This is a genomic window from Pseudaestuariivita sp. (assembly GCF_052825805.1).
On record NZ_JBRBVB010000013.1, the window covers coordinates 318,673 to 331,150 of the forward strand.

General features: G+C 65.0%; 12 protein-coding genes. 9 read left to right on the forward strand and 3 right to left on the reverse strand.

The window, feature by feature from the left end; genetic code table 11:
* The first annotated feature begins 2 nt into the window (after positions 1-2).
* The 8 genes from ACU0B3_RS15800 (at position 3) to ACU0B3_RS15835 (ending at position 9,376) form a co-directional block, all read left to right on the forward strand.
* A complete protein-coding gene (locus ACU0B3_RS15800) occupies positions 3-404 on the forward strand; it encodes a MerR family transcriptional regulator (RefSeq protein ID WP_446261835.1) in 402 nt (133 codons plus the stop codon).
* A gap of 46 nt (positions 405-450) precedes the next feature.
* Complete coding sequence (locus tag ACU0B3_RS15805) at positions 451-2,229, forward strand: acyl-CoA dehydrogenase C-terminal domain-containing protein (protein ID WP_446261836.1); 1,779 nt, start codon at positions 451-453, stop codon at positions 2,227-2,229.
* A gap of 54 nt (positions 2,230-2,283) precedes the next feature.
* A complete protein-coding gene (locus ACU0B3_RS15810) occupies positions 2,284-3,423 on the forward strand; it encodes an acyl-CoA dehydrogenase family protein (protein ID WP_446261837.1) in 1,140 nt (379 codons plus the stop codon).
* 322 nt (positions 3,424-3,745) lie between these two features.
* Entirely contained in the window at positions 3,746-4,378 is a 633-nt protein-coding gene (locus ACU0B3_RS15815) for a glutathione S-transferase family protein (protein WP_446261838.1), read from the forward strand.
* 3 nt (positions 4,379-4,381) lie between these two features.
* The gene (locus ACU0B3_RS15820) at positions 4,382-4,843 is read left to right on the forward strand and encodes a cupin domain-containing protein (RefSeq protein WP_446261839.1); all 462 of its coding nucleotides are present in this window, start codon (positions 4,382-4,384) and stop codon (positions 4,841-4,843) included.
* A gap of 32 nt (positions 4,844-4,875) precedes the next feature.
* Entirely contained in the window at positions 4,876-6,087 is a 1,212-nt protein-coding gene (locus ACU0B3_RS15825) for an acetyl-CoA C-acetyltransferase (RefSeq protein WP_446261840.1), read from the forward strand.
* Between the two features lie 7 nt (positions 6,088-6,094).
* Positions 6,095-7,114, forward strand: coding sequence for a hypothetical protein (locus ACU0B3_RS15830; RefSeq protein WP_446261841.1), 1,020 nt, complete (start codon positions 6,095-6,097; stop codon positions 7,112-7,114).
* 60 nt (positions 7,115-7,174) lie between these two features.
* A complete protein-coding gene (locus tag ACU0B3_RS15835; protein WP_446261842.1) occupies positions 7,175-9,376 on the forward strand; it encodes a 3-hydroxyacyl-CoA dehydrogenase NAD-binding domain-containing protein in 2,202 nt (733 codons plus the stop codon).
* Positions 9,377-9,415: 39 nt separating this feature from the next.
* Here the strand turns inward: ACU0B3_RS15835 and ACU0B3_RS15840 are convergent, their stop codons facing one another.
* The gene (locus tag ACU0B3_RS15840) at positions 9,416-10,021 is read right to left on the reverse strand and encodes a TetR/AcrR family transcriptional regulator (RefSeq protein ID WP_446261843.1); all 606 of its coding nucleotides are present in this window, start codon (positions 10,019-10,021) and stop codon (positions 9,416-9,418) included.
* A 72-nt stretch (positions 10,022-10,093) separates the two neighbouring features.
* Between ACU0B3_RS15840 and ACU0B3_RS15845 the strand changes: the two genes are divergently transcribed.
* Positions 10,094-10,693: an FMN-dependent NADH-azoreductase gene (locus ACU0B3_RS15845; RefSeq protein ID WP_446261844.1), complete on the forward strand. Its 600-nt coding sequence runs from the start codon at positions 10,094-10,096 to the stop codon at positions 10,691-10,693.
* 228 nt (positions 10,694-10,921) lie between these two features.
* Here the strand turns inward: ACU0B3_RS15845 and ACU0B3_RS15850 are convergent, their stop codons facing one another.
* Together ACU0B3_RS15850 and ACU0B3_RS15855 are read right to left on the reverse strand one after the other, a co-directional pair.
* Positions 10,922-11,572: a sulfotransferase family 2 domain-containing protein gene (locus ACU0B3_RS15850; RefSeq protein WP_446261845.1), complete on the reverse strand. Its 651-nt coding sequence runs from the start codon at positions 11,570-11,572 to the stop codon at positions 10,922-10,924.
* Positions 11,569-12,462, reverse strand: a complete 894-nt coding sequence (locus ACU0B3_RS15855) for a DMT family transporter (protein WP_446261846.1) — start codon at positions 12,460-12,462, stop codon at positions 11,569-11,571. The genes ACU0B3_RS15850 and ACU0B3_RS15855 overlap by 4 nt, the downstream gene beginning before the upstream one ends.
* Positions 12,463-12,478: the final 16 nt, after the last annotated feature.

A 12,478-nucleotide genomic window follows, 5' to 3' on the forward strand; every position in this document is an offset into this window, starting at 1 on the left:
ACATGACCGACGAGACGATGACGATCCGCGCGATGTGCGATGCCTTCGACGTGACCCCGCGCACGCTGCGCTTTTACGAGGCCAAGGAGCTGCTCTTTCCGCTCCGCATCGGCCAGAAGCGCCTCTTTACCAAGCGCGACCGCGCCCGGCTCAAGCTGATCCTAAAGGGCAAGCGCTTCGGCTTCTCGCTTGAAGAGATCCGCCAGCTGCTGGACCTTTACGACAAGGGCGACAACCAGCGCACGCAGCTGACGGCGGCCTATTCGGTGGCCCGCAGCCGCCTCGACGAGCTGGAGCGCCAGCGCGCCGAGCTCGACGTCGCCATCGCCGACCTCAAGGACATGATGAAATGGGGCGAGGAGATCATCGCCCAGTTCGACGAACGCCGCGCAGCCACCGGCTGAGCCGCCCCCCAAAAAGACACAGACGTACCTGCGGAGGAGACCTCACATGCCGACCTACATCGCCCCCACCAAGGACATGCAATTCCTGCTGCACGAGGTCCTCAAGGCCAGCGAAAGCAGCGTGCCGGGGTACGACGAGCTGGAGCCCGACTTCACCGGCGCCGTGCTCGAAGAGGCCGGCAAGCTCGCGTCAGAGGTCCTGCAACCGCTCAACGTCGTCGGCGACACCGAGGGCTGCACCTTCGAGAACGGCGTGGTCCGCACACCCGAGGGCTTCAAGGCGGCCTTCGACCAGCTGCGCGAAGGCGGCTGGACCGCGCTCGACTGCGACCCGGAGTATGGCGGCCAGGGCATGCCGTACCTCCTTGGCACGGCTGTCGGCGAGATGTTCGTGTCGGCCAACATGGCCTTCAACATGTACCAGGGCCTGACGCACGGCGCCTATTCGGCGATCCATGCCCACGGCTCGGACGAACAGAAGGCAACCTACCTGCCGAAGATGGTGACCTGCGAGTGGACCGGCACCATGAACCTGACCGAGCCGCATTGCGGCACGGACCTTGGCCTCATGCGCACCAAAGCGGTCCCGCAGGACGACGGCACGTACAAAGTGTCGGGGCAAAAGATCTTCATCTCCGCCGGTGACCACGACATGGCCGAGAACATCATCCACCTGGTCCTCGCCAAAATTCCCGGCGGCCCGGACGGCATCAAGGGCGTCTCGCTCTTCATCGTGCCAAAGTTCCTGGTGAACGAGGACGGCTCGCTCGGCGCCCGCAACGGCGTCTCGGTCGGCAAGATCGAAGAAAAGATGGGCATCCACGGCAACGCCACCTGCGTGATGAACTACGACGAGGCGACTGGCTACCTCATCGGTGAGGCGCACAAGGGCATGCGCGCGATGTTCACCATGATGAACGAGGCGCGGCTCGGCGTGGGCCTACAGGGCTATGCGCAATCCGAGGTCGCCTACCAGAACGCCCTCGCCTATGCCGTCGACCGTCTGCAAGGGCGTGACGTGACCGGGGCCAAGAACCCCGACGGGCCTGCCGATCCGCTGATCGTGCACCCTGATATCCGTCGCAACCTGATGGACCAGAAGAGTTTTACCGAGGGTGCCCGCGCATTCACCTTCTGGGGTGCCTCGCTCATCGACGCGGCTCACCGGTCGGGTGACAAGGACGCGGACGGTCTCATCTCGCTCCTGACCCCAGTGATTAAAGGCTTCCAGACCGACAAGGGCTTCGAGATGGCCACGAACGCCCAGCAGGTCTACGGCGGGCACGGCTATATCGAGGAATGGGGCATGTCCCAGTTCGCCCGCGACGCCCGGATCGCCATGATCTACGAAGGGGCGAACGGCGTTCAGGCGCTCGATCTGGTGGGCCGGAAGCTGGCTCAGGACGGCGGCAAGCACGTGATGGGCTTCTTTGAGATGGTGAAGACCTTCTGCAAGGAGAACGCCGGTGATGCGGCTTTTGACGCGGAGTTCCTGAACCCCCTCAAGGCCGCGTCCAAGGACCTGCAGGCGGCGGGCATGTACTTCATGCAGAACGGGACCAAGAACCCGAACCACGCGCTCGCAGGCTCGTATGACTTCATGCACATGTTCGGCCATGTCTGCCTCGGCTACATGTGGGCGCGCATGGGTCTGGCCGCGAAACAAGCTCTGGCGGCGGGCGCCTCGGACACCGAGTTCTACGAGACCAAGCTCACGACCGGGCGCTACTACATGGCGCGGCAATTGCCCGCGACGGCCATGCACCTGGCGCGCATCCAGTCGGGTGCAGACACGGTGATGGCGCTCAAGGCGGCAAACTTCTAAGCTTTGGCGGGTGGGCCTCGGCCCAACCTACGCACGGCTCGACGGAGGCTTTTAATGACCGCCCACTGGCGCACCGACGAACACCAGATGCTCGCCGAGATGACGGCCAAGTTCATCACCGAAGAATGGTCGCCGCATTTCGACCGCTGGCGCAAACAGGGCGAGATGGACCGCGAGACCTGGCAACAGGCCGGGGAACTCGGTCTTCTTTGTCCCTCCGTGCCGGAAGAATACGGCGGCGCGGGCGGTGACTTTGGCCACGAGGCGGTGATCTTGATGGAAGGGTCCCGCGCCAACCTCGCCTCCTGGGGCCACGGCATCCATTCGGGCATCGTCGCGCACTACATCCTCGCTTACGGCACCGAGGATCAGAAACAGCGCTGGCTGCCAAAAATGGTTTCCGGCGAGCTGGTGGGCGCTTTGGCCATGACCGAACCTTCGGGTGGCTCCGACGTGCAGGCGATCAAGACCCGCGCCGTGCGCGACGGCAATGCGTACCGCCTCTCGGGGCAAAAGACCTTCATCACCAACGGCCAGCACGCCAACCTGATCGTGGTCGCCGCCAAGACCGACCCCAAGGAGCGCGCCAAGGGCGTCTCGCTTGTGGTGGTCGAAACCGACGGCGCAGCAGGCTTTTCCCGCGGCCGCAACCTCGACAAGATCGGCTGCCACGCCGCAGACACGTCCGAGCTTTTCTTCGACAACGTCGAGATTCCGCCGGAAAACATCCTCGGCCAGGAAGAGGGCCAGGGCTTTTACCAGATGATGAAACAGCTCCCGCAGGAGCGGCTCATCATCGCCTGCGGCGCAATCGGCGCCATGCAGGGCGCGGTCGAACGCACCGTCGCCTATTGCAAGGAACGCGAGGCGTTTGGCGGACCGCTCACGCAGTTCCAGAACACCCGCTTCAAACTCGCCGAATGCCAGACCAAGACGGCTGTGGCCGAAGCGTTCGTCGACGCCTGCATCACCGAACACCTGGCTGGTGAGCTGACCGTCGAGAAAGCCGCGATGGCCAAATACTGGACGACCGACACGCAAGGCGAAGTGCTCGACGAATGCCTGCAACTGCACGGCGGCTACGGCTACATGCAGGAATACGCCGTCGCCGAGATGTGGACCGACGCCCGCGTGCAGCGCATCTACGGCGGCACAAACGAGATCATGAAAGAGCTGATTGCGAGGGCGTTGTGAGCTTTCCCAGGACCAGCGCCTTGGGCAAACCGGCCCTCCGGGGGGAGTTTTTCCGGGAAGATGAAGCGCGGAGCGTGGCGCAAAGCTCCACCCCGCGCGCTGCGTCGATCTCGCTAGGCGGCACTCGACTGCGGCGGCGGGGCTTCACCTTCCATACGGCTCAACTCTCCAGTCTGCCGCACCTCTCGACCATGAACCCATTAACCTTAACGGGCCGTGAACAGGAAAAGGGCGCGGGCTCCTTTCTGCTTCATCTTCCCAAATAAACTCCGGGGGTCCGGGGGCTGGCCCCCGGTCCGACGCCAAACCAAAGGACCATCCCATGACGATCAAGCTCTACTGCTTCGGAGAATCCGGCAACGCCTACAAAGCGGCGCTTGCGCTTGAGCTGAGTGGACTCGACTGGGAGCCGGTGAAGGTCGACTTCTTTGGCGGGGAGACGCGGTCTGACGCTTATCGGGCGGACGTGAACCCGATGGGGGAGGCGCCGGTGCTGGTCGATGGGGACGTGCGGCTCACGCAGTCGGGTGTCATCCAGCAATACGTGTCGGACAAGAGCGGCAAGTTCGGCGGCGGCGACCAGCACTACGAGGTGCTGCGCTGGGTGCTATGGGACAACCATAAGCTCTCGTCGCAAGCGGGGATAACGCGGTTCCTAATGAACTTTTTGCCCGAGGACAAACGCCCGCAGGAGGTGATCGGCTTCATGCAGGGGCGGCTCAAGGCGGCCTACGCAGTGCTCAACGATCACCTTGAAGGGCGGGACTGGATCGTCGGGGACGGGATTACCAATGCCGACATCTCCTGCTGCGGGTACCTCTTTTACCCGGAGCCCTTTGGGTTTGACCGCGCGGACTGGCCGCACATCGATCGCTGGCTTTCCAATATCCAAGCGCTCGACGGGTGGAAGCATCCCTATGACCTGATGCCCGGCTCTCCGGCGGACCGGGCGTAGACGATGCCAAAGATCGACCTCGCCTCGGTGCCCGTCAAAAGTGGCTCCACCTACCCTGCCCCCTTCGATCAGGAAGTTGCAGGGCGCACCTCGCAGCGTATTGGGGATGCGGGAGGGCTGACGCAGTTTGGCGCCAACATCATCCATCTCGCGCCGGGCGCCGCCTCCTCGATGCAGCACTGGCACGAGCGGCAGGACGAGGCGCTGGTGGTCCTCACCGGCACGCCCACGCTCATCGAAGAGACCGGCGAGACTTTGCTTGCGCCGGGCGATGTGGCGACCTTCAAGGCGGGCATCGCCAACGGGCATCACCTTGTGAATCGCACCGGCACGCCAGCGAGCTTTTTTGTCGTCGGAACGCACACGGACACCGAGGTCGGGCACTACACAGGCCGAGATCTCAAGGTCACCAACGACGGTGACACCTCAATCTTTACCAAGAACGACGGATCGCCGCTCGACTGAGCCGAGGGGTCCACAGACGAAAGGATGCACCCATGACCGAAGCCTATATCTACGACGCCCTGCGCACGCCGCGCGGGAAGGGGCGCAAGGACGGCAGCCTCCACGAGGTCACCTCGCTGCGGCTGTCGGCAGAGACGATGAACGCCGTGAAAGAGCGCAACAACCTCGATGGCCACGCAGTCGAGGACGTCATCTGGGGGAACGTCACGCAAGTGGGCGAGCAAGGCGGCTGTCTGGCGCGCTCCGCCGTGTTGGCGAGCGACCTCGACGAGCGCATCCCGGGCCTTGCGATCAACCGCTTTTGCGCGTCGGGGATGGAGGCGGTGAACCTGGCCGCCAACCAGGTGCGCGGCGGTGCAGGCGACGCCTATATCGCGGGCGGGGTAGAGATGATGGGGCGCGTTGCCATGGGAAGCGATGGCGCGGCGATTGCCGTTGACCCGAGCCTCGCGATGAACAGCTACTTTGTCCCGCAAGGCATCTCGGCGGACATCATCGCAACCGAGTACGGCTTTTCCCGCGACGACGCGGACGCGCTGGCGGTCGAATCCCAGAAACGCGCTAAGGCGGCCTGGGACGACAAGCGCTTCGACAAGTCGGTCATCACCGTGCGCGACATCAACGGCCTGCCGATCCTCGACCATGACGAGTACATGCGCCCCGGCACCGACATGCAATCGCTCGGCGGTCTCAAGGCGAGCTTCAAGGACATGGGCGAGGCGATGCCCGGCTTCGACAAGATTGCGCTGATGAAGTACCCCCATCTCGAGCGCATCAACCACATCCACCACGCCGGGAACTCCTCGGGGATCGTGGATGGTGCCGCTGCCGTGCTGATCGGAAACAAGGAATTTGGTGAAAAGCACGGGCTGACACCCCGCGCGCGGATCAAGGCGACCGCCAAGATCGGGACCGATCCGACGATCATGCTCACAGGCCCGGTGCCGGTGACCGAAAAGATCCTCGCCGACAGCGGGATGAGCATCAGCGACATCGATCTCTTCGAGGTGAACGAGGCGTTTGCCTCCGTGGTTCTGCGCTTCATGCAAGCGTTCGACGTGGACCATGACAAGGTGAACGTGAACGGCGGCTCGATCGCAATGGGTCACCCGCTGGGTGCGACCGGCGCGATCATCATCGGCACGCTCCTCGACGAGCTCGAGCGGACGGGCAAAGGCACGGGCCTCGCCACGCTCTGCATCGCGTCCGGCATGGGCGCGGCAACCATCATCGAGCGGATCTGACGCGCCGATGACGCGCAGGCCGGTCTCCCACACACCTGCCCCGCCCCCCGAGGGCGCGGAAAAGGTCGTGGCGCATCCGATGACGGTCTACCAGGCCTTCATCGACCGGCTGAGCGCGATCAATCTGGCCCGCGATACGGACGCCTGGCTCGATCATTCGGAGTACCCCTACAGCGTGCACACCGATCTGACCGACAAGGTGATCGAGACGCGGGGGGAGGCCGAGGCGTTCATCGCGTCGGTCAATGCGCTGGTCGCGGACGAGGAGATCGACAGCTTCGTGCGCCAGGCCGACCACGCCGAGTACCTTGCCCCGTCGCTCATCATCGGCCACCACACGACCACCCTGTCGCGGCGCGGCGCGGTGATCGTGGGTCCGCTGCTGAGCCGGATGGTGATCCGCAACACGACCGGCGCCTGGCGGTTGATCTCGGTGACCAACGCGGTGTCGAACACCGACTATCCCTATGCGATGCCTGAGCCGTCGGACGGGCTGCTGCCCGAGGCCAACATCCGCGCGCGGCGCATGGCTTCGGCGCAGCCGGGCACGCCGGCGCACCTCGGGCTGACGGAGGACGAGGCGGATGCGGAAGTGATCTACGACGCCTTCCTCACCGCCTTTACCGCCGCCAATGTGACCGGCGATTTCGCCACCTGGAACGCGCTGCACGTGGACCGCGTGCGCAAACACACGCCGACCACCGAGACCACCGTCGAGACCGGCCTGCACCGGCGCGGCATCTTTGACGCCATCACCAAAGAGATCACGTCCCGCGGCGGCACTGGCCTGAGGCGCGAGCGGCAAAGTGCCCAGTGGAGCGGACCGGGCGAGATCAGCGGCACGCACCTCACGATGATCCTCGCAGAAGGCAAACTTGCCGCCGAGCAGATGCGCGGCCAGTTCATCCTCCGACGCACGGACGGCGCGTGGAAGCTCGCCGATGTCACCAACGACCGCGACGTGGACGCGGCCCCGATCCCATCGGCCGAGACTCTGAAACACCGAACCAAACCTACGCAGCCCTAGGCGCGTGGACCTCGAACTTTGGGAGCGGCCCCGCCCCTCCCGCACGAAAGGAGAAAGACCATGACCGATTTCACCTACGAGGTGGACGCCGACGGCGTCGCAATCGTCACCTGGGACGCCCCCGGCAAGTCGATGAACGTGCTGACGCGCGAGGCCTTTGGCCTGGTCGAGGAGTACATCGACCGCGCGCTCGCCGATGACGCCGTGAAGGGCGTCGTGATCACCTCGGGCAAGAAGGACTTTGCCGGCGGCATGGACCTCAACGTGCTCGCCTCGATCCGCGAGGAGAGCGGCGAGAACCCGGCGCAGGGCCTCTTTGACTTCACCATGAACGGCCACCGCATCCTGCGCAAACTCGAGCGCGCCGGGATGGATCCCAAGACCAACAAGGGCGGCAAGCCCATCGCCTGCGCCATCAACGGCACCTGTGCCGGCATCGGCACCGAGATCGCGCTGGCCTGCCACCGCCGGTTCATGACCGACAACGTAAAGGCCAAGATCGGCCTGCCGGAAATCCTGCTCGGCATCTTCCCCGGCGGCGGCGGCACGATCCGCTACTCCCGCATGGTGGGCGCCATGGCCGCCTCTCCGGTCCTCCTCGAGGGGAAGATGATGGCCCCCAAACAGGCCAAGGGCGCGCAGCTGGTGGACGAAGTCTCCGCCGACCCCGTCGCCGATGCCAAGGCGTGGGTGCTGAGCGCGACTGACGCCGACATCGTGAAACCCTGGGACGCCAAGGGCTACAAGATGCCCGGCGGCGCGCCCTACCACCCGGCAGGCTTCATGACCTTTGTCGGCGCCTCGGCGATGGTGAACGGCAAGACGCAAGGCGTCTACCCCGCTGCCAAAGCGCTCCTCTCGGCGGTCTACGAAGGCGCGCTTGTGCCCTTTGACACCGCGCTGAAAATCGAGGCGCGTTGGTTCACGCACGTCCTAATGAACCCCTCGTCCTCCTCGATGATCCGCTCGCTCTTCATCAACAAGCAGGCCCTCGAAAAGGGCGCGAATCGCCCTGCCGTGGACGACCAGACCGTGAAAAAAGTCGGCGTGCTCGGCGCCGGCATGATGGGCGCAGGCATCGCGCTTGTCTCGGCGCAGGCCGGCATCGAGGTCGTCCTGATCGACCAGACGCAAGAGGCGGCTGACCGCGGCAAAGCCTACACCGAGACCTACGCCGACAAAGGTATCAAACGCGGCAAGGCCACGCCCGAGAAGAAGGAAGCGCTGCTCAGCGCCATCACCGCGACCACCGATCTGGACGCGCTCAAAGGCTGCGACCTGATCGTCGAGGCGGTGTTCGAGGACCCATCCGTCAAAGCCGAGATGACCAAGAAGGTCGAGGCCGTCGTGGGCGAGGACTGCATCTTTGCCACCAACACCTCGACCCTGCCGATCTCGGACCTCGCAAAAGCCTCGGTCCGGCCCGAGAAGTTCATCGGCATCCACTTCTTCTCGCCTGTCGAAAAGATGATGCTGGTCGAGATCATCAAGGGCCGTGAAACCGGCGACGTCGCGGCGGCCAAGGCACTCGATTTCGTGCGGCAAATCCGCAAGACGCCGATCGTGGTGAACGACGCGCGCTTCTTCTACGCCAACCGCTGCATCATCCCCTACATCAACGAGGGCATTCGCATGGTCGGCGAAGGGGTCTCCCCCGCGCTGATCGAGAACGCCGCGCGGATGGTCGGGATGCCGCTCGGACCGCTCCAACTGGTGGACGAGACCTCCATCGACCTCGGCGTCAAGATCGCCAAGGCCACCCGCGCGGCGATGGGCGACGCCTACCCCGACGGAGCGGTGGACGACGTCCTCTTCTGGATGGCGGACGAAGGGCGCATGGGCCGCAAGTCGGCAGCGGGCTTTTACGCCTACGACGACAAGGGCAAACGCGGCCTCCTCTGGGAGGGCCTCGCGGCCAAGTACCCGGTTGCGGGCGACCAGCCCGACCTGCACGAGGTCCAGCACCGCCTGCTCTTTGCCCAAGTGCTCGAGGCCGTGCGCGCGTTCGAGGACGGCGTGCTCGAGGACATCCGCGAGGGCGACGTCGGCGCGATCCTCGGATGGGGCTTTGCGCCCTGGTCGGGTGGTCCATTCTCCTGGCTCGACATCGTCGGCGCGCCCTGGGCCGCCGAACAATGTGACGCGCTCGAAGCGAAATACGGCGCCCGCTTTGCCTGCCCCGCCCTCTTGCGCGAGATGGCCGACAAGAACGCCAGTTTTTACGGACGCTACGGCAATGGCGAGCAAGCCAAGGCGGCCTGAGACCCCGGCAGGCGCCCATCGCGGCGTCTGCCCCAAGACCTAAGCCAGGATCGCGGCAACGCGGTCCGGCACCTCGCGCGCCAGCTCCTCCGCAGACTCCCCCATCCGGGCGCGGAACGCGAGGCCGAACATCATGTCCTGCACCAACCGCGCGCGGAACGCGGACGGAAACCCCTCCGGCAATGCGCCTTCGGCGACGAACGCCTCGAACCGCTCGGCAAAACAGCTGACAAATCCCGCTTGGCCGTCGCGCAAACGTGCGGCCACTTCTGCGTCCCGCCCTGCTTGCGTGCCGGCACAGGAGGCAACAAGGCACCCGCCCGGCGCATCGCCTTTCGCGCGGTGCCCCGCGATCATCATCTCGAAAAACGCCGTCAGCGCCGTCTCGGGCGTCTTGCCAGCAAGGAATGCGCGCACTGCAGCCGCGCCCGAGGTCTCGCCATAGCGCGCGAGCGCTTCGAGAAAGAGCGCCTGCTTGTCCCCGAACGCGCCGTAAAGGCTCGGCCGGTTGATGCCCATGGCGCGGGTCAAAAGGTCCATCGACGCGCCATCGTACCCCTCGGCCTGGAACACCCCCACCGCCGCATCGAGCGCTGCCTCGCGGTCGAACTTGCGCGGGCGGCCTTTCTTTTTTGTATCGATCATTACAAATATCTCTTGAATACCTGTTCAGCTTTTATATGTACCTTTCAGTACAAATTAAAAGAGGACAGACCGATGGGTGAGACCGCGGCAAAGACCATTCTCAAGATCAACTCGAGCGGACGGGTCACCGGCTCGCATTCCCGGCGCCTGCTGGACAAGCTCGCGGCGAAACTGCAGTCTGAGGCGCCCGGCGCGCAGGTGATCGAGCGCGACGTGTCTGCGGGCATGGAGTTCCTCGACGAGGCGTGGATCGGCGCGAACTTTACGCCGGCAGACACAAGAAGCGATGCGCAAGCGGCGCGACTTCAGGGCTCGGACGCGCTCGTGGCCGAAGTGCAGGCGGCGGATACGCTGCTGATCGCCGTGCCGATCTACAACTTCGGCGTGCCGGCCGCGCTCAAGGCGTGGGTCGACCAGATCTGCCGCGCTGGCGTCACCTTCCGCTACGGCGCAAACGGTCCCGAAGGGATGCTCGAAGGCAAGACAGCGCACCTCGTCGTCACCTCGGGCGGCACCAGGTCCGGCTCGGAGATCGATTTTGCCACCGGCTACATGCGGCACGTCCTTGGCTTTGTCGGGATCACCGACGTGCGGGTGATCGCCGCGGACCGCCTGATGGCCGGAGAGGCGGAAAAGCTGGCAGAAGTGGACGCCCTGATCGCCGCCGCGTAAGCGGAGCAATGAGAGGCGCGCCGAGGAACTAGGCTCGGCGCGCCCCGCCCACTGCAGGGGTTGAGCAGCAGACCACAGAACTGTCTGGGACTGTGTCATGCGAGCCACGTCGCCGCGGCTCGTGACCACTTACCGCCGATTCCATGGCCTGAATTGGCGGCAAATAAGGCGAAGCGGTGTCATTGGCCGCGGGCCGGAAACGCTCCGCATCGCGCGCGCCGATTGGCTTCAATTCGGATCAAATACGTATCCAAATTTCGCCACATCTTCGCAGCATGCCTTACCCACGGCCTGACGTGCAGCCGAATCGTAGTAGACGCGAAAATCCTCGCGGCGCGCGCTTGCGTTCGCGCGGGGCATCTCGATCCGAAAGCCCAGATGCGCCTCGATCGGGGCAAGGTCCTCGGCCAGATGCTCGAGCCGCACGAAATGCGCGCGGCAGACCCCGTCGGGGTCCGTCACGTAGCTTGCGTAGGAATTCGCCGCAAAGGCGGCCCGGGTCTCGGGATGCTGGACAAAGTCGCCGAACTCCATCGACTTGGCGCGCGCCACCGCCGGGTGGTCAAAGCCCTGTTCGCGCAGCCAGTGGTAGTAGCTCACCGCCCGGTCCCAGGGATTGCGCACCAGCGTAAAGACGCAGAACTTGGCCCGCATCTCTTCGGTCACCAGCCCGTCCACATCGCGGAGCGTACTGTGCTTCCAGAGGCGCCCCGGCACGGAGAGCCCCTTGAGCCGCCCCTTGCGCTGCCGCGCCTTGGGCGTGTCGCCGATCATGATATCGTCCTTCATCGCGCGTGCCTCGAGCGCCAGCGCCATCGCCGTCCCGCCCGTCTTGGGAATGTGCACGAATATCAGCCGCCGCCCCGGAGAGATGATCATGCCCGGCTCCTCAGCGCGATGAGCGTGCCGGCGCAGATGATGCAGGCGATCCCCAAAAGACCCAGCGGGCCGAGCGCCTGACCATAGGCCACCCAGGCCACCAGTGGGCCGAAGACCAGCACCGTGTATTCGAAGACGGTCACATGGCTCGCCTCCCCGTGCTGGTACGCCCAGATGATGAGCCCGACACCGACCAACGAGAACACGGCCTGCACCACGATCCAATGTCCGACAGAATGGATGTCCCAGGTCCAACCGCGCGTGATGAAATCGTCGCCACCGCCGGTCAGCGCCAGTCCCACGACCCCAAAAAGCGCCTGCGCCAGGAACATGCCGAGCAGCATAGACAGCGTGCCCTCCCCGTCGCAGAGTGTGCGCGTGATGACCGAGCCGCTGGCGTAGAGCAGCCCGCCCAGCATCGGTACCAGCGCGGCGGGATGCAGGCCCTCGTCTCCCGGCTGCAGGACGAGCAGCACGCCGGCAAACCCGATGGCGACGGCGACGATGCGCACCGGACCGATGGCCCGCCCCTGCACAAAGGCAGAGATCAGCAGCACAAAGATCGGCGCGGTGAAAAGCCCGGCCAGCGCCTGCGCAAAGGGCACGAACCCCAGCGCGCCAAAGTAGAACGCCATCGCCGCCGCGATCAACATCGATCGCAGCGCAACCGCACTCCAACGCTCGGGCCGCAGGCGCGCACCCCAAACCCACGCAATCGCCACGATCAAAGGCGCCGCAAGCGCCGTGCGCAGGATAAAGAACTGCCAGACGCTCATCACCTTGGCGATGTCGACCACGGTGGTGTCGATCAGGCCGACGATGGCCATCGCGCTCAGCATCGCCAGCGCGGCGCGCCGGGGTCTCAGAGGCGTGGCGGGCGCAGCTGTCATTTCCCGTCTTTCCAAG

Bases quoted from the DNA above. Each gene is read 5' to 3' on its own strand.
- ACU0B3_RS15855 (WP_446261846.1), bottom strand. From the start codon at position 12,462: ATGACAGCTGCGCCCGCCACGCCTCTGAGACCCCGGCGCGCCGCGCTG.
- ACU0B3_RS15850 (WP_446261845.1), bottom strand. From the start codon at position 11,572: ATGATCATCTCTCCGGGGCGGCGGCTGATATTCGTGCACATTCCCAAG.
- ACU0B3_RS15820 (WP_446261839.1), top strand. From the start codon at position 4,382: ATGCCAAAGATCGACCTCGCCTCGGTGCCCGTCAAAAGTGGCTCCACC.
- ACU0B3_RS15840 (WP_446261843.1), bottom strand. From the start codon at position 10,021: ATGATCGATACAAAAAAGAAAGGCCGCCCGCGCAAGTTCGACCGCGAG.
- ACU0B3_RS15805 (WP_446261836.1), top strand. From the start codon at position 451: ATGCCGACCTACATCGCCCCCACCAAGGACATGCAATTCCTGCTGCAC.
- ACU0B3_RS15810 (WP_446261837.1), top strand. From the start codon at position 2,284: ATGACCGCCCACTGGCGCACCGACGAACACCAGATGCTCGCCGAGATG.
- ACU0B3_RS15815 (WP_446261838.1), top strand. From the start codon at position 3,746: ATGACGATCAAGCTCTACTGCTTCGGAGAATCCGGCAACGCCTACAAA.
- ACU0B3_RS15800 (WP_446261835.1), top strand. From the start codon at position 3: ATGACCGACGAGACGATGACGATCCGCGCGATGTGCGATGCCTTCGAC.
- ACU0B3_RS15845 (WP_446261844.1), top strand. From the start codon at position 10,094: ATGGGTGAGACCGCGGCAAAGACCATTCTCAAGATCAACTCGAGCGGA.
- ACU0B3_RS15835 (WP_446261842.1), top strand. From the start codon at position 7,175: ATGACCGATTTCACCTACGAGGTGGACGCCGACGGCGTCGCAATCGTC.
- ACU0B3_RS15830 (WP_446261841.1), top strand. From the start codon at position 6,095: ATGACGCGCAGGCCGGTCTCCCACACACCTGCCCCGCCCCCCGAGGGC.
- ACU0B3_RS15825 (WP_446261840.1), top strand. From the start codon at position 4,876: ATGACCGAAGCCTATATCTACGACGCCCTGCGCACGCCGCGCGGGAAG.